This is a genomic window from Emticicia sp. (assembly GCF_049241225.1).
Lineage (GTDB): Bacteria > Bacteroidota > Bacteroidia > Cytophagales > Spirosomataceae > Emticicia.
In genome coordinates this window covers 20,926-36,844 of sequence record NZ_JBMLRC010000037.1, presented here as the reverse complement: position 1 = coordinate 36,844, position 15,919 = coordinate 20,926, and the positions used below count along the sequence as shown (strand labels likewise).

14 protein-coding genes are annotated in these 15,919 nt (G+C 37.6%); 6 read left to right on the top strand and 8 right to left on the bottom strand.

All coding sequences use genetic code 11. From position 1 onward, the window contains the following. On the bottom strand, nt 1–899 hold an 899-nt coding region (locus tag ACOVO2_RS02300; RefSeq protein WP_421768419.1), incomplete at its 3' end, for a mucoidy inhibitor MuiA family protein. 229 nt (nt 900–1,128) lie between these two features. Here ACOVO2_RS02300 and ACOVO2_RS02295 point away from each other — a divergent pair. Continuing rightward, nucleotides 1,129–2,199, top strand: a complete 1,071-nt coding sequence (locus ACOVO2_RS02295; protein ID WP_421768418.1) for an Ldh family oxidoreductase — start codon at nt 1,129–1,131, stop codon at nt 2,197–2,199. Between the two features lie 144 nt (nt 2,200–2,343). Here the strand turns inward: ACOVO2_RS02295 and ACOVO2_RS02290 are convergent, their stop codons facing one another. The 3 genes from ACOVO2_RS02290 to ACOVO2_RS02280 form a co-directional block, all read right to left on the bottom strand. Continuing rightward, nucleotides 2,344–3,252 carry a serine hydrolase gene (locus ACOVO2_RS02290; protein WP_421768417.1) on the bottom strand — a complete coding sequence of 303 codons (909 nt, stop codon included), beginning with the start codon at nt 3,250–3,252 and terminating at the stop codon, nt 2,344–2,346. 207 nt (nt 3,253–3,459) lie between these two features. Next, on the bottom strand, nt 3,460–6,078 hold the full coding sequence (locus tag ACOVO2_RS02285) for a TonB-dependent receptor domain-containing protein (RefSeq protein WP_421768416.1): 2,619 nt from the start codon (nt 6,076–6,078) through the stop codon (nt 3,460–3,462). A 259-nt stretch (nt 6,079–6,337) separates the two neighbouring features. After that, complete coding sequence (locus ACOVO2_RS02280) at nt 6,338–6,517, bottom strand: hypothetical protein (RefSeq protein ID WP_421768415.1); 180 nt, start codon at nt 6,515–6,517, stop codon at nt 6,338–6,340. A gap of 99 nt (nt 6,518–6,616) precedes the next feature. Here ACOVO2_RS02280 and ACOVO2_RS02275 point away from each other — a divergent pair, with 99 nt between their 5' ends. The 4 genes from ACOVO2_RS02275 to ACOVO2_RS02260 all read left to right on the top strand — a co-directional run bounded on the left by ACOVO2_RS02275 (nt 6,617) and on the right by ACOVO2_RS02260 (nt 10,827). Then, a complete protein-coding gene (locus ACOVO2_RS02275) occupies nt 6,617–7,654 on the top strand; it encodes a glycoside hydrolase family 113 (RefSeq protein WP_421768414.1) in 1,038 nt (345 codons plus the stop codon). A gap of 21 nt (nt 7,655–7,675) precedes the next feature. Beyond that, the gene (locus tag ACOVO2_RS02270; RefSeq protein ID WP_421768413.1) at nt 7,676–8,527 is read left to right on the top strand and encodes a hypothetical protein; all 852 of its coding nucleotides are present in this window, start codon (nt 7,676–7,678) and stop codon (nt 8,525–8,527) included. A 4-nt stretch (nt 8,528–8,531) separates the two neighbouring features. Continuing rightward, the gene (locus tag ACOVO2_RS02265; RefSeq protein ID WP_421768412.1) at nt 8,532–9,128 is read left to right on the top strand and encodes a M949_RS01915 family surface polysaccharide biosynthesis protein; all 597 of its coding nucleotides are present in this window, start codon (nt 8,532–8,534) and stop codon (nt 9,126–9,128) included. 103 nt (nt 9,129–9,231) lie between these two features. Then, nucleotides 9,232–10,827, top strand: coding sequence for a peptide chain release factor 3 (locus tag ACOVO2_RS02260; protein ID WP_188766111.1), 1,596 nt, complete (start codon nt 9,232–9,234; stop codon nt 10,825–10,827). Nucleotides 10,828–10,893: 66 nt separating this feature from the next. Here ACOVO2_RS02260 and ACOVO2_RS02255 read toward each other — a convergent pair whose 3' ends face one another. Beyond that, nucleotides 10,894–12,366, bottom strand: a complete 1,473-nt coding sequence (locus ACOVO2_RS02255; protein ID WP_421768411.1) for a M48 family metalloprotease — start codon at nt 12,364–12,366, stop codon at nt 10,894–10,896. Nucleotides 12,367–12,494: 128 nt separating this feature from the next. Then, entirely contained in the window at nt 12,495–12,995 is a 501-nt protein-coding gene (locus ACOVO2_RS02250) for an NADH-quinone oxidoreductase subunit C (RefSeq protein WP_421768410.1), read from the bottom strand. A gap of 125 nt (nt 12,996–13,120) precedes the next feature. Between ACOVO2_RS02250 and ACOVO2_RS02245 the strand changes: the two genes are divergently transcribed. Further along, a complete protein-coding gene (locus ACOVO2_RS02245) occupies nt 13,121–13,558 on the top strand; it encodes a hypothetical protein (protein ID WP_421768409.1) in 438 nt (145 codons plus the stop codon). Between the two features lie 62 nt (nt 13,559–13,620). Here the strand turns inward: ACOVO2_RS02245 and ACOVO2_RS02240 are convergent, their stop codons facing one another. After that, the gene (locus ACOVO2_RS02240) at nt 13,621–14,544 is read right to left on the bottom strand and encodes an aspartate carbamoyltransferase catalytic subunit (protein ID WP_421768408.1); all 924 of its coding nucleotides are present in this window, start codon (nt 14,542–14,544) and stop codon (nt 13,621–13,623) included. A gap of 62 nt (nt 14,545–14,606) precedes the next feature. Further along, nucleotides 14,607–15,854 carry a 3-phosphoshikimate 1-carboxyvinyltransferase gene (locus tag ACOVO2_RS02235; protein WP_421768407.1) on the bottom strand — a complete coding sequence of 416 codons (1,248 nt, stop codon included), beginning with the start codon at nt 15,852–15,854 and terminating at the stop codon, nt 14,607–14,609. Between the last annotated feature and the right edge of the window lie 65 nt (nt 15,855–15,919).

Genomic DNA, 15,919 nt, shown 5'->3' with positions numbered 1-15,919 from the left:
ATATTTACATACTGAGCATATAATTCGGGTTTTGTACCACCTTCGGCTGGGTTTGCAGTAGAAAGTGTTAGTTTCACATTTTTCCAGTCGATGCCTGTACTTTGATAAACATTTGCTCGATACGCCAAATCAATATTACTTTTTACGTCTTTGGCACGAATATCATACACGGGCGACCAACCCGCATTATTAGCAATGTAAGTAAGATTTAATTCAACTGCTGATGACGCTTTTGCCTGCAAAGTCAGTTCAATTTCACCCGCAGGTTGATTCACGTTTGTGCCTTGAGAAGTAAGTTGTTGTTGAAAACGATTGACTTTATCTTGCAAATCTTTTGATTGACGAACCAACTGCATTTGTCGTGTGCCAATTTCTGTTAATTTAGTTCTGAAGAAATCTAACATTTCTTTCAAGTCTTCTGGTGTCACTCCATCTTTCTCATTTTTGATATTTGAGTTAGCCATAAGCATATTTCGCTCGTTTTCGGCCACTTTTACCAAAACCTCAACAACTTCTAACTCACTTTTTGCCATTTTCAGCGAGTCTTCAAGCACACTGCGTTTTTTATTTCCCAAATAGTTTTGTTTAAACTTCACTCCCATAATCACCAAATCGCCTTTACCGCCAATCTGAATACTGTTTGGGTCGGCAGTGGTGGCTACATTTCCAATAACCATCTTGGTTGTGCCAGCTTGCACTGTTGTTTTTACACGTGCATCAATTTGAGCTCGATTCAAGAAAACAGTAATATGCTGGTTTTCGGCATCAACTTTTACTTGTCCTTGCGAGAAAATTGGAAAATGAAACCCAAAAAGTAACGCTCCGAGTCCCAAAGTTGAGTGAAGAATAGAATTTTTGGTAAAAAATAAGGTTAGTAATGATTTCAAATAGATTTTCATAATGAGAGTATGTTTGTTTTTGTAAAAACGTCAACGTAAGGGTTTATTGTGTGAATAGTTTGTTAATCTCTTCAACTGAAAGGCAATTTTAAGAAAAATTCTTTGCTTTAGCTGTAAAACCTTCATTATTTTGCTTGAAAATAATTATTGAGTAACCTTTGATTTGTTGGAATCACTCAAATTTCATGTTACTATTCTTTCGGCGAACTGGAAGTTCGCACCACATTATATGATTAAAGAAAAAAATCTTCGACGTTTTACAGAAAATATCTTTTTGAGTATTGGTTGCCCTAAAAAAGATGCAAAATTGGCAGCTGATGTGCTAATTTCAGCCGATTTACGTGGCGTTGATTCACACGGAACTGCTCGATTGATTGGATATGTCCGACTATTCGACCACGGGCGTTTGAATCCAAATCCCGAATTAAAAATTGTTCATGAAACACCATCAACGGCCGTTATTGATGGAGATAAAGGCTTAGGACTTGTAGTTGCCCCTTATGCCATGAAAGTGGCCATCAAGAAAGCAAAACGCTACGGTTCGGGCTGGATTTCAGTGCAAAATTCCAATCACTTTGGCATTGCGGGATATCATTCGATGTTGGCTTTGCCACACGATATGATTGGCTGGGCAATGACCAATGCCGCACCTTTGGTAGTTCCGACTTTTGCGGTAGAAAAAATGCTTGGTACAAACCCGATTGCGGTTTCTGTTCCTGCCGGAAATCAACCACCTTTTGTGGCTGATTTTGCCTCAACGGCGGTTGCTTACGGGAAAATGGAGATTTTGCAACGCAAAGGATTATCTGCTCCTATCGGTTGGGTACAAGATGCCAATGGAAACCCGACTGATGATGCAAACGCCGTAAAAAATGGAGGTGGCTTGCTTCCTCTCGGTGGCGACCGTGAGCATGGTAGCCATAAAGGATATGGATTAGGAGCAATTGTAGATATTTTTTCGGGTGTATTATCAGGAGCAAATTTTGGCCCTTGGGTTCCACCATTTGCAACTGCTGGATTTCATGGAGTAGCGGCCGAGCAAGTTGGCAAAGGAACTGGGCATTTTTTAGGTGCGATGCGAATTGATGGATTCAGGCCAAAAGAAGAATTCAAAGCCAGTATGGATACTTGGATTGAGCGTTTCAGAAATGCCAAACACATTGAAAATCAACCAGTTTTGATTCCAGGTGACCCCGAGCGTGAACTCGAAAAAGAACGCCGAGCAAATGGTATTCCGCTAAATGATAAAGTAATTGAAGATTTACAAGGGCTTGGTGAAAGATTTGGGGTGAAGTTTTAGTTAAATTCCACGGTCAATAGTCAACAGTCCATAGAAAAATAAGGTTTTATAATTGTTAATGAACTATTGACAACCAATACTATGATAGAGTTATGAGCAAAAAATCAGTATATTTTATTGACTCATAACTTTATCTTTTTTATCTCACCATTTCTCATAACCATCAACAGGCTTAAACTTTGACTGTGGCTCGTAATAATTCCACAATAAGGCCCCTACTTTTCTCAATAATTCAAAACCCTCATTGCTGCGAGTCCATGATTCGTCTTTTTGTTTTTTTGTGATAACACAATAAACATACTCGCCGTGTGGTGCGTGTACATACACTACTTCCGAACGGGAACGATTTACTGCACCATTTTTTGTACCAACTTTTACATTTTCGGGTAATTGTGAAAGTCCTTCGCCATCCCAAAACTGGCGACCAAGATTTCGATACATTCTGTCGGAGGCATCAGCTGTAAAAACTTTTCTCTGGCGAAGCATAGTTATCAGATTAGCCATTTCTCTTGGAGTTGTTTGTCCCCAACCAAATTCAGTTCGATTGGCTTCACGGCCTGGTGTTCGAGAATTTACACGAGTATTTTTCAGCCCCAGCGAATCCATAATTGCATTTATTCGTATTCCTCCCCCTGCCAAGGCTTGCAGCCAAAGGCTTCCTGTATTGTCGCTTACTGTACACATCAACATCATGACTTCATTGAGTGGCAATTTGGCACCATCTTTCAGCGAACCAACAATTCCATCGTCATAATCGAGGGAATCTTTATAGACTATCTCTTGGTCATATTTTAGTTGTCCTTTCAAGATTTTATCGAAAGTCCCAACCATAATCGGCACTTTGACCATACTTGCAGTTGGAAAAATTGTATCGGCATTGATTGCTGCAAACTTATTGGTTTTCAAGTTTTTTACATACACGCCCACAACCCCATTGAAGCCACTAAGAGTTTCTTGCAGTTTTTTTTGTAAAACTTTGTCCTCTTTTTCGATTTGAGCAAATATTGATTGATTGATAGTTAATAAAAACAAAAAGTAGATAATCTTTTTCATTGATTATGAGGTTAATGATGAAGTTTTGGGTAGTCTAAGGTCAGTGGTCGAAAAGTCAACAGTAAAGTAAACTATTTAACTGTAAAAGAATTTATCGATTCTACGACCTAACAAAAATAAAATTTAATCTTACAAAAGCAAAAAGCCATGCGATTATGCATGGCTTTTCAGTAAAAAATCTATTGTTGAAGTATAATTTCTCTAAAATTATCTCGGACGACCACCACCTGTGGTTGGTTGAGGAGTTGCTGCTCCACCATCTCCTTCGCCAGCTTTGGCGTCGTCGTTGCTGACTTTCTTCTTGCTACGGAACATATTTCCTCCATTGAAATCCATTTTTCCAAACATATAATTGATAGAGAAGCGGAATCCACGGTTGTAAATATTACGAACATTTGTAGTTTTGAAAGTAGGGTCACTTGACTCGCTCGAAATTTTAAGAGCTTTCGTAAACGGATTGTCAAGACCAATATTGAAACTTCCTTTTTTATTCTTGAAATCCTTCTTTACTCCCAAGTTATAATAACGGAATGCTCCTTGGTAGCCTTGTAACTGAATCTGACGACTTCCCATGAAACCAAATGCCTGAGCTCCCCAACCTTTAGTGAATGTGTAAGAAGCATTGAAGTTTACGTTGGCATTCCAGCCTTGGTTTGAAATCTCCACTACCGTATTCTTATAAGTGTTTGTTGTAGCATCTAAAATCGGAATCAAGATAGTTCCATTCAATAAATTGTTTGTGATGTTCGTACCACCTCCTAAACGAAGGTTTTTAGTTGGTTGTAAATTCACAAAAATACTACCACCATAAAAATTAGTTTTGCCAATGTTATCAAACGTTGAAGTTACAATTCCTTGTTCATCCACCGACCTTACACTTGTGATATTATTATCAGTGAATCTTCTAAATACCGAAACGTTGATTGAATTAGCTTTAAAATATGTGCTATAGTTTAATTCAAAACTATGGCTCAATTCGGGCTTCAATAATGGATTACCAAACGAAATATTCAGTGGGTCGGCATAGTTTACAAAAGGATTCAAGAATTCAAGTGACGGGCGTTGGATACGCTGAGTATAACTTGCTCTAACCTTATGATTTTTAGGAAAATCTTTCGAAACTGATAAGCTCGGAATCACGTTTTCGTAGGCTGGAATCGTAATCTTGCTATCAGAAGTCTGGAATTTAGCAGTAATTTGAGTGTTTTCGTAGCGAACCCCAGCTTTAATTCCCCATTTCTTTGGCAACGCAATTGTGAAAGTAGAGTAAGCAGCAGCCACATCTTGGTCGTAACTAAAATTGTTTGTTCTATTTGCTTGAATCACATACGCACTTGATGCTGCATTCCAGTTAAAAAAGTCGAACTCACTTGTCACATCACGAATGATGTATTTTGCTCCGATTTCAAAGATATTTTTCTTAAATGGATATGTATAATCCATTTGAAAAGTCGTTTCGCCATTGATACCATCATTATTACTTTTATTAAATGGGATATCATTGCGTGAATTTATAAATTCAGTTACTCTTACATTTCGGCCATGTTGAGCTAAAAAAGCCAATTCGTGACCTTGTTCTTTAAATGTTTTTGTGTAGTTAAAGTCAACGTCAATACTTTGGTTATTTCGAATATTTTTCGAGTCTTGAGCAAATTGCTGCAAAACTGTTCCCGAAACTAAATTCAATAAACTTGTTTGAAGTCCAGTTGTATTAAAACCACCTCTACCGTATCTTGCACTTAAACTCATTGAGTTTTTGGCATTTAAATCATAGTCAAGGGTTAGTTGCGAGTTAGCAAACAAACGTCTTACATCGTTTTCATCTTTCTGATTAAAAACCGTTTCAACTCCTCTTACCGACGAAACACGATTGGTAGAGCCATCGCTTGGCGTATTATATGAGCTATTTCCACCAAAATTCAAGGCCATACCTACTTTCTTCTTACGTAAGTTTACGTTTCCGAAAGCATTTGCTCCACGCCAGCCAGCACCAGTATTCACAAATCCAGTTAGGCCTTGTAGGTTATTCTTCTTTGTAATGATATTAATGATACCAGCCGTTCCTTCTGCATCATATTTAGCTGATGGTGAAGTAATTACCTCAACTTGCTTAATCATTTCAGCTGGAATTTGCTTAATAGCGTCAGCCACGTTTGTAGCTAAAATGCTTGAAGGTTTATTGTTTATCAACACTTTGATATTACCACTTCCACGCATCTGCACGTTTCCGTCCATATCCACCGTTAGCATCGGAACTTTACGCAAAACATCTTCGGCAGTTCCACCTTTGCTTGTAATATCTTTATCAGCATTATACACCAAACGGTCAACTTTATCTTCAATCAAAGATGCTTGTCCGGTCACAGTTACTTCGGCCAAAACTTTGGTATCAGTCGCCATCAACATGTTTCCGACATTGACTTCTTCTTTGTTGGCTTTGATTTCAACTTTGGCCAAAACTGCATTTTTGTAACCAATAAACGAACCAACCACTTTGTATGTACCTTTCGCCAAGTTTTTCACCGTAAAAGCACCGTTCATATCGGTCATTGCCCCATCGACAACTTTGTTGTTTTTGTCATATACTGCTACTGAAGCAAACTCAACAGCTTTATTGGTTGTTGAGTCTATCAATTTTCCAGAAATCTTTGCCGAACCTCTTGGAATTTCTTCTTGTGGAATTTGTTGCTGTTGCATAGGGTTCATTCCAGGGAATCCGCCACCGCCCATTCGCATACCGCCGCCGCCACCCCCGCCGGGAAATTGAGCGAACGTAACACAAACACTTCCTACAATTAATAATAAAAGTAAATTCAGTTTTTTCATTAGTTGATTTTTAAAAATAGTATTTATACAGCACGATTCAAGACTCTTAAAATCTTGAATAAGTACAAAATTACGGCTTATTTACCCTTAGAAAACTAAATTTAGTACCAAATGATTTAGATATTTTACAATCGGTTGAAAAGAGTAGACGAATGGCTTGTAATAATAGACATGAAAAAGCCAAAATTGTGATGAATGGTTGGGGGAACTAGAAAAAAAAAGGAAAAACCGGCTAGATAATTAGCTTATAAATGATGAGTTACTTTTCAATATGATATTTTCTGCGTGTTGGGTTAATCAAAAACTTTTTGTGTGAAGTAAAACTTTCAGGGTGCATTTGAGCAAACAGATATCTCCATTCATCAAATCTTTGTGGTTCAGATTTTCTGAATTTATCGGCATCGATCTTTTTGGTTATCAAATATTCTTCAAAAGTCATTCTTTTTCGAGAGCAAGAAAGTTTATTTGCAAAACTATCTACTATTTCTCAATTTTATAAAAAATATTCTACTTTTTTCAAATTTGCCTTCATAACCCTATGTTCAAATATCTCTCAATCATTTTTATTAGTCTATGCTTTAGCTGCCAAAATAAAGCTGTCATTTTTGAAGATAAAAAACTAAAGGGAGTTTGTTTTGTGGCTCCTCCTCGTGAAATTGAAGCAACTGAATTTGAGAATGTAAAAAACATTCACGCCGAATGGGTTGCTCTTACGCCTTACGGTTTCACTCGCGACGGAAGTCCAGAATTTAAATACAATAAATTGTCGGATGGATATTGGTGGGGCGAATCGCCGAAAGGTGTGAGCGAATGTGTGCGAATGGCTCATGAAAAAGGCTTGAAAGTGATGCTCAAACCGCATGCTTGGATTCAGGGCAATTCGGGAAGCACTTTCACGGGCGATTTAGACTTCAAAACCGAAGCCGAATGGCAAACTTTCGAGAAAAGTTTCGGAGAATATTTGCTCGACTTTGCCAAAGTTGCCGATTCTACCAAAGTTGAAATTTATTGTATTGCTACCGAATTTGAGAATTTCGTAGAAAAACGACCTGCATTTTGGCATAAAATCATCAAAGATATAAGGGGCGTTTATAAAGGAAAATTAACCTACGCCGAAAACTGGGACTGCTATGATAAAGTGCCTTTTTGGGCAGAACTCGATTTTGTGGGTGTCGATGGATATTTCCCATTGGCCGATGCAAAATCTCCTGATTTGAATACTATTAAAAAAGGTTGGGAGAAACACCGCAATGACCTCGAAAAATTCAGCAGAAAAATCCAAAAACCAATTCTATTTACAGAAATCGGCTATCAAAGCACTGATTTTACTACCCAAAAGCCTTGGGAATCTTACTCGAAACATCCCGATAATGATGCACTTCAAGCCGATGCTTATAAGGCTTTTTTTGAAGAAGTTTGGAAAGAAAGCTGGTTGGCAGGTTGTTTTATCTGGAAATGGTTTCCTGACTTAAAAAGAGAAAATGAAGAAGGAAGAAAACATAAATTCAGAGACAAATACACCCCACAAGGCAAAATTGGCGAGGTAGTTTTGAAAGAATATTTTAAGAATAATTAAAACCTAACCTATATTATACCTATGAAAAATATTGTTTTCATTTCAATTTTAGCTCTTTCACTTGCCTGTCAATCAAAAAAAGGAACAACACAAAAAGAAGTATCATCAGACACAAAAGCGACAGCCATCACTCAGAATGTCGATAATACAGAGGAATTGGTAACATTTGGTTTTAGTAACGAAAATGGTGAAAAAATATTAGCTTTTGAGGATGGAATATCACCAAAAGAACTAACTCAAACAATTGATAACAACGAAGAAATAACGCCAATCAAATTCCTAAAAACACAATTAGGAAATGAAAAAGGTATCAATTTAGTTGCTCAGAATATTGATAATTGTAAAGGTCAGTTGTTTAGTATGCTAAATGGAGATAAAGTTAATCCCAATGAAACAGTTGTTCTCTTCAACTATAATTTTGCAGTAAATCACAAACCTGTACTACTAAAAAAAATAGAAACACCTCTTTTGGTTGATGAAAAAATCAAATTACTCATTGCAAAAGACAAAAACCGTAAAGTGAAGCAGGCATGGGAAATTGCCCATTTAGCTGAGCGACAAAAAGCATTTTTAGTCATTTTTGAACCTAAAAAAGACAGTGTATTGGCAAGTTTAGTCATCAGTGGTACATCATACATATACAGAGATTATCCAGCCAAATTTGATGAAGGCTCAACTTGGCGAGTAGATGATGGCGGACAATTTCCGAATGATGCCATTAAAATTATTGGGGCATTTATGAATAGCAAAAATGAACTCGAAATCATCATCGACTGGGCCGGTGCCGAGGGTGCAAATATAGAATATGCAAAAGCCAATAAAAATAAATTTGAAACCATAAAAGAAGCTTCAAGATATTGGGGAGCAATGTAGAAACATGAAGAAAATAATAGGATTTATTAGTTGTTTTATCAGTCTAAGCAGTTTTTCACAACAAATAGCCACAAAAAACATTGAACCTTCAATTCTACGAAAAATAGTTTCGGATGATGCCATAGTAGATAAAGCACTACAATTTGAAGATAAAAATGGTAAAAATTATTTAGTTGCCACAACCCTACAAAATAGGTCAGATGAATGGGTAACAAAAGCGATTTTAGTGCAGCACTATGTCGAAAAAAGCAATAAAGAACTTGTTTTGCTCCGCCAAATAACGGATAAGGAGGAACACTGCGAATTTGACAACGACCTCCAATTGCTGACAGAATCGCTCCGAATTACTGATTTAGATAAAAATAAGTATGCCGAAATTACATTTCTCTATAAATTAGGTTGCCGCAGCGATGTTAGTCCGATTGGATTAAAATTAATGGTTATCGAAAATGGCAACAAAGCCGCAATCAGAGGCAACACAATTCCACGAGGATTTGATTACCCAAAAGAAAAAGTAGCTGATGGCTCTTTTAAAAAGCTTCCCAAACTCATTCAAGACCAAGCCAACAAACTTTGGGATAAGTTTGCTCCTGAGTTTTAATTCTAGCAAGTATAAAACGTTGGCAAGGTTTTGAACCTTGCCAACGTTATTTTGACATTTTTTGCTTAATTTTGCACTCGTTTTAAAAAATTAAGATTCAAAAATGTCATTTACCGAAGAGTTACACAAACGCCGAACATTCGCCATCATTGCCCACCCCGATGCAGGTAAAACCACACTTACCGAAAAACTACTCCTTTTTGGTGGTGCAATTCAGACTGCGGGAGCGGTAAAATCAAATAAAATCAAGAAGTCAACTACTTCTGACTTTATGGAAATCGAAAAGCAACGTGGTATCTCGGTGGCTACATCGGTAATGACTTTTGAATACCGAGCCTTGAAAATCAATATCCTCGATACTCCTGGTCACAAAGATTTTGCAGAAGACACTTACCGCACGCTCACCGCTGTCGATAGCGTAATTTTGGTGATTGACTGTGTAAAAGGCGTAGAAGAGCAAACCGAAAGATTGATGGAAGTTTGCCGAATGCGTAAAACTCCTGTGATTATCTTCGTAAATAAAATGGACCGTGAAGGGCAGAATCCATTTGATTTATTGGATGAATTAGAGCAGAAACTAAGTTTACGAGTACGTCCGATTACATGGCCTGTCAATGGAGGTTCAAACTTCAAAGGGGTTTATCACTTGCTCGAAAAGAAAATGAATCACTTTGCGGTCAATAAAACTCGTTTGGAAGATGATATTGATGTAATTGAGTTAGAATCAGAGGTTTTAGACCAAAAAGTTGGAGCAAAAGATGCCGCACAATTACGTGAAGACGTGGAGTTGATTGATGGAATCTATGATACTTTTGATAAAGAAGCCTACTTAAAGGGTGATTTAGCACCAGTATTTTTCGGAAGTGCCGTAAGTAATTTTGGTGTGATGGAATTGCTCAATACTTTCTGTGATGTTTCGCCACTACCTGTGCATCGCATGACCGACAAACGCATGGTTGAGCCTGACGAAAATAAATTTAGTGGTTTTGTCTTCAAAATTCACGCAAATATTGACCCACGTCACCGCGACAGAATTGCATTCTTACGTATTTGTAGCGGAGAGTTCAATCGTGGAAAATTCTACAAACACGTACGTCTGAACAAAGAAATGCGTTTTGCCAGTCCATTTGCTTTTTTGGCTGATAGAAAAGACGTTGTGGAAGATGCTTACCCAGGCGATGTAATCGGTTTGTATGACACTGGTACTTTCAAAATCGGTGATACACTAACCGAGGGCGAAGAATTTCAGTTTACTGGTATTCCGAGTTTCTCTCCTGAGATTTTCAAAGAGGTAATTAACAAAGACCCAATGAAATCGAAGCAGTTGGAGAAAGGTGTGCAGCAATTAACCGATGAAGGGGTTGCTCAGTTGTTTACGATTCAACCGGGAAATAGAAAAATTATCGGAACCGTTGGTGAACTTCAATTTGAGGTAATTCAGCACCGTTTATTGAATGAATATTCGGCAAGTTGCGTTTTTGAAGCCCGTCCGTATTCAAAAGCATGTTGGATAACTTGTGAAGATAAAACCAAATTAGCTGAGTTTATTCGCCTAAAAAGCAATTTCATTGCATATGACAAAGATGAAAACCCTGTATTTTTGGCCGAAACCGACTGGATTCTACGAATGAATATTCAGAATAACCCTGATATTCAATTCCATACTACCTCGGAGTTTAAGACTGCACTTCAATATTAAAGATAATGAAAAAGGTATGCCAAACGCATACCTTTTTCACTAAATACAAACGTATGATATTTAAAATTATCTTTGGATAGTCTTAATTAAAGTTCCCTGCTTTACTATGTCATTATCGTTCAACTGATTTATAATTCCTAACTCTTTCAAACGTGCATCGGGCATTCCGAATCCTTTCATAATTTCTTTGAAAGTCGCATTACGAGGAACTGTTTTAATGACTAATCTTTCGGGTTTACGATTAAGTTTTTCATTATCGGTTAAAGGCTTGAAACCTGCCGCTACCGCTTGGAAAACAATGGCAGCATTATTAAACTCTGATGAACTTGCCACACCATAAAGATTCAAAACAAGACCATTATGCTCAAAAAACCATGACACTAATTGAATCGTTGGCTGCTGTTGTCCTGGTTGTTGGGGTTGTTGCTGCTGCTGTTGTTGAGGAACTGTTGCCACAAATACCAGTGCAGGAATACCATTAATCGTAGTTTTCTTATTTTGCAATACTTGCAAATTATACTGTTTAATTTTTGCTTGGGCAGCTTCTTCGAGTGTTTTTCCATTTCCAAGTGTGAGTGCCATCATTGATTTTCCATCCTTGGGAGCCATCTGAAAAGAAGCGGGTGAATTTTGAGTTTGCCAAGCAAGTGGAACAGGAAATTGAAATTTCAAATCAGGATGATAAAAAGTTTGGTTTTCTATAAAGCCCTGCTTTGGGTCATCGCCATAGATAATACCATCAATCATTTTCAAATAGCTTTCTCGGTCGGTAGCATAAGTTCCTGGATTTTTTGCTTGATATTCAGCAGCCAATTTACCTACATTAATAAAACGATCGCCCGGGTCAGGGTGAGTTGATTGGAAAGTTGGAATATTGTGCCCTGCATCATCAGATATTCGCTTTAAGGTATTGAAAAATGAAGCCATCTCTTTGGCATTATATCCAATTTTACTCGAATAACTCACACCCAATTCATCAGACTCTGTTTCATGTTCACGACTATAACTGAGCATCATCGCTTGTACGGCCTGTGAGGCTTGCTCACCCATTTGACGTACCTGCTCTGAAAGCACCATTCCCGCCAATAGGCCAACTTGTCCTAAAATTTGGGAAGTCTGTTGCCTCGCTGAATGTCGTGCAGTTATATGACCAATTTCATGGCCAAGCACACCGGCAAATTCAGCAGTATTATTAAAATGTGCCAAAATTCCTCTTGTGAAATAGACATAGCCTCCTGGAACTGCAAAAGCATTAACTACTGGAGAATCAACAATATGAAATTGATAAGGCAGATTTGGTCGATGAGAAATTGCGGCCATCGCTCTTCCTTTTTGGGTAATAAAGGTATCAAGTTTAGCATCTTTATACAATCCCATTGAAGACACTACTTCGGGATGCGATTGCAAGCCAATAGCTATTTCTTGCTCTTCACTCATCAAAGAAAGTTGCTTTTTCCCTGTAACTGGATTTCGTACACAACTTTGAGAACTAATTGCCAACAAAAGCAAAAACAAAAAATTACGTTTGATAGAAGACATAGTTTTAAGGATTATTTTAATTAAGGATTATGCAAAATAAGTATGCCATAGCTCCCTAATCCAATTGGAATTTTGCTGTATTTAAATCTTGATATTTTATTATAGAAGTTCAGAGTTTTTTCAAAAAATCAAGATTTAACTATAATTCCATGATATAACTCTTGTTCTTGATAATCTTTTCTGAGTGGATACCCCTCCCAGTCGGCTGGTAAGAGTATTCTCCGCAAATCGGGATGCCCCACAAAATCAATGCCCACCAGATCGTATGCCTCTCGTTCGTGCCAATCAGCAGTTTTCCAAATAGGTGTCAGCGAATACACTTTTGGTAGTGGCTCACCATCCATATTGCGTGGTACTTCCACTTTCAATACGAAACTATGTTCGTATGGAATTGATGTTAAATGATAAATAACCTCGACAGTTCCAACGGCTGGGCCATTATCAATCCCCGTAATGCAGGCCAAAAAATCGAAATAGAGTTTTGGCTGAACGTGCAGAAACTGGCATACTTCCAGCAAACGTTCGTTGGGTATCGTTATGCTATGCTGTGGCGAGGTCAAATCTTCTTTCAAAATGATTTCTTCACCAAACATATTGATTATCAATTCTTTAATTTCACTAAAGCTCATCTCGATTCCTTAAAAAATGTTAATTTAAACAAAAATAGTGGTTTTTGTTCAGAGTATGTTTAAACTATTACCTTAATATTCGCTCTAATTTGTGTAAGTGTTCATTATCAAAACAATATATTAGAATGAAAAATGTAATTTTTGTAACACTATTAATGGCAAATTTAGGCTTTGGAACTTTCGCACAAGACGCAAAATCGGCTCACAGAGAAAGACCACTACACGAAAAAAGAGCTGAGAATAAAGGACCAAGATTCACCGCCGAAGAACGTGCAGAAGTATATGCCAAACGCATGCAAAAAAATCTAAACCTTACCGACGAACAGTACAAAAAAGTTTTGGCTATCAACCTCGAACAAGCTAAAAAACAAGAAGAACTACGTGCCGCTCATAAAGCTGAAATGAAAGCTACTCGTGAAAAAATGAAGTCTCAGCACGAAGATTTAAGTAAAAAATACGAGTCGGTACTTACTCCCGAGCAATTAAAGAAATTTAAAGAAGAACAAGAAAAACGTAAAGCTGAAATGCAAGAAGGCCGAAAAGAAAGAAGAGGTAGAAAGTAATTTTAGAGATTAAAGAATTATCCGTAGGAACGTCCAAACTGGACGTTCCTACGAATTAAATATCAATTTTGTTGAGCCAATAAATAAAGTACCGCCATCCTTACAGCCACTCCGTTTTCTACTTGGTCGAGAATGATTGAATGATGCGAATCGGCCGCATCGGATGTTAATTCTACTCCCCTATTGATCGGGCCGGGGTGCATCAATACAATTTCTTTGTTTAATTCATCAAGCATTTTTTTGTTGATACCGAAATACAAAGAATATTCTCTTAACGATGGGAAATACTTGATTTGTTGGCGTTCGAGTTGAATTCGTAATACGTTTGCCACATCACACCATTGAAGAGCATTCTGAACATTATGCTCAACTTTTACACCGATTTCTCTAATATATTTTGGCAAAAGTGTATTTGGCCCACAAACCATCACTTCGGCACCGAGTTTTTGCAAACAAAAAATATTCGATAAAGCTACTCGTGAATGCAAAATATCTCCGATGATGGCAATTTTCTTACCCGCTAAATCTCCGATTTTTTCTTGCATCGAAAATGCATCAAGTAAAGCTTGCGTTGGGTGTTCGTGCGTGCCATCTCCTGCATTAACAATATTGGCTTTGATGTGTTTCGATAAATAATGCGGAGCTCCAGGACTACTGTGTCGCATCACTACCATATCAACTTTCATTGCTAAAATGTTATTGACAGTATCGAGCAAGGTTTCACCTTTTTTTACCGAACTACCTGATGCTGAGAAGTTTACAACATCAGCCGAGAGGCGTTTTTCGGCTAATTCAAATGATAGTCTGGTACGGGTGGAGTTTTCAAAAAAAACATTGGCAATCGTTACATCACGCAGAGAAGGAACTTTTTTAATCGGTCGGTTGATAACATCTTTAAATTCTTTCGCTGTTTCTAAAATCAAATTAATGTCGTTGGCCGTGAGGTCTTTTATTCCGAGTAGATGCTTTGTACTAATTGATTGCATTGTGTATTTGTGAAGAGTTTTGCAAAGTTAAACAAAAAAGTTTTTATAGTTTTGACAACTTTTCAAAAGTTGTCAAAACTAATTATTTTTTGTAAATCAGTCCAAAAACTTGGGTAAGATTTCACTACTACGTTGGGTTCTTCAATCGTCACATCTATCATCATTGCTAATGGAGCAAACGCCATCGCCATGCGGTGGTCGTCGTACGTATGAATGGATAATGGATAATGAACAATTGATAATGGCAGACTGCTTCGCACTTTATAAGTTGTATTTTTTTCAACTTCCACCAAATCTCCACCAAATTTCTTTAATTCATTTTGAAGTGCCAAAACTCGGTCAGTTTCTTTGATCTTAAGACTTTCAATTCCAGTAAATGTCGCTTCGATACCTTTGGCAGCACAAGTTACGGCCACGGTTTGAGCAAGGTCTGGGCAATTCGTAAAATCCCAATTTAAGGTAGTTTCGGCAGGAATTTTAGTTAATAATACGCCATCGGCTGTAAATGTACTTTTCACACCCAAATGACTCATAATATTCACAATATCACTATCGCCTTGCAATGAATTCTCTTTTAATCCAAGTAGTTCGACTTGTGTATTTTCAAACTCAGAAAGTGCTACGATACTATACCAATAACTCGCACCCGACCAATCAGATTCAACTTTATAAGTAGTTGACTGATAAACACTTGGCAACACTTTTATTATTTTAGTTTCCCAATTCGCATCATAATTTACACCAAAAGCTTTCATTTGCTCAAGTGTCATTTTGATGTACGGAATGGAACCTAAATCGCCAGTGAGATTGATGGTTAGACCTTGTGGAAGAGTTGGAGCAATCATCAACAAAGCAGAAATGTATTGACTACTTACATCGCCACGAATCGTCACTTCGCTTGATTTTTGTTCGGTAAAACCTTTAATGTGCAAAGGCGGATACCCTTCTTTATTCAGATACTCAATTTCTGCACCGAGCGTACGAAGTGCATCAACCAAAATACCGATTGGACGCTCACACATACGTGGCGTGCCAGTCATGATTTTGTTTTGATTGGTGGCCGTAAAATAAGCTGTCAAGAAACGCATCGTTGTGCCTGCATCAATCACATCGGCTGTTTGGTCGGTAGATTTCAACAGCCGAATCATGGTTTGTGTATCGCGTGCCGTAGATAGATTCAATAAATTTTCACTACTATCTTTTGCTAAAGCATTGATGATTAAAGCTCGATTGCTTTCAGATTTTGAAGAAGCTAAGGCTATTTTTACGTCGAAAGGGCTGGTGCTTTTACGGAGGAGTATCTTATCCATTAATTTGCTTTGGTTCTGTATTCGGTCGCAAAGATACTTATTAAATGGATAATGTAAAATTGAAA

Excerpts from the sequence above, each read along its gene's own strand:
- ACOVO2_RS02265 (WP_421768412.1), top strand. The coding sequence starts at position 8,532 with ATGAAGAAAATAATAGGATTTATTAGTTGTTTTATCAGTCTAAGCAGT.
- ACOVO2_RS02255 (WP_421768411.1), bottom strand. The coding sequence starts at position 12,366 with ATGTCTTCTATCAAACGTAATTTTTTGTTTTTGCTTTTGTTGGCAATT.
- ACOVO2_RS02240 (WP_421768408.1), bottom strand. The coding sequence starts at position 14,544 with ATGCAATCAATTAGTACAAAGCATCTACTCGGAATAAAAGACCTCACG.
- ACOVO2_RS02250 (WP_421768410.1), bottom strand. The coding sequence starts at position 12,995 with ATGAGCTTTAGTGAAATTAAAGAATTGATAATCAATATGTTTGGTGAA.
- ACOVO2_RS02295 (WP_421768418.1), top strand. The coding sequence starts at position 1,129 with ATGATTAAAGAAAAAAATCTTCGACGTTTTACAGAAAATATCTTTTTG.
- ACOVO2_RS02270 (WP_421768413.1), top strand. The coding sequence starts at position 7,676 with ATGAAAAATATTGTTTTCATTTCAATTTTAGCTCTTTCACTTGCCTGT.
- ACOVO2_RS02285 (WP_421768416.1), bottom strand. The coding sequence starts at position 6,078 with ATGAAAAAACTGAATTTACTTTTATTATTAATTGTAGGAAGTGTTTGT.
- ACOVO2_RS02245 (WP_421768409.1), top strand. The coding sequence starts at position 13,121 with ATGAAAAATGTAATTTTTGTAACACTATTAATGGCAAATTTAGGCTTT.
- ACOVO2_RS02280 (WP_421768415.1), bottom strand. The coding sequence starts at position 6,517 with ATGACTTTTGAAGAATATTTGATAACCAAAAAGATCGATGCCGATAAA.
- ACOVO2_RS02290 (WP_421768417.1), bottom strand. The coding sequence starts at position 3,252 with ATGAAAAAGATTATCTACTTTTTGTTTTTATTAACTATCAATCAATCA.
- ACOVO2_RS02275 (WP_421768414.1), top strand. The coding sequence starts at position 6,617 with ATGTTCAAATATCTCTCAATCATTTTTATTAGTCTATGCTTTAGCTGC.
- ACOVO2_RS02260 (WP_188766111.1), top strand. The coding sequence starts at position 9,232 with ATGTCATTTACCGAAGAGTTACACAAACGCCGAACATTCGCCATCATT.
- ACOVO2_RS02235 (WP_421768407.1), bottom strand. The coding sequence starts at position 15,854 with ATGGATAAGATACTCCTCCGTAAAAGCACCAGCCCTTTCGACGTAAAA.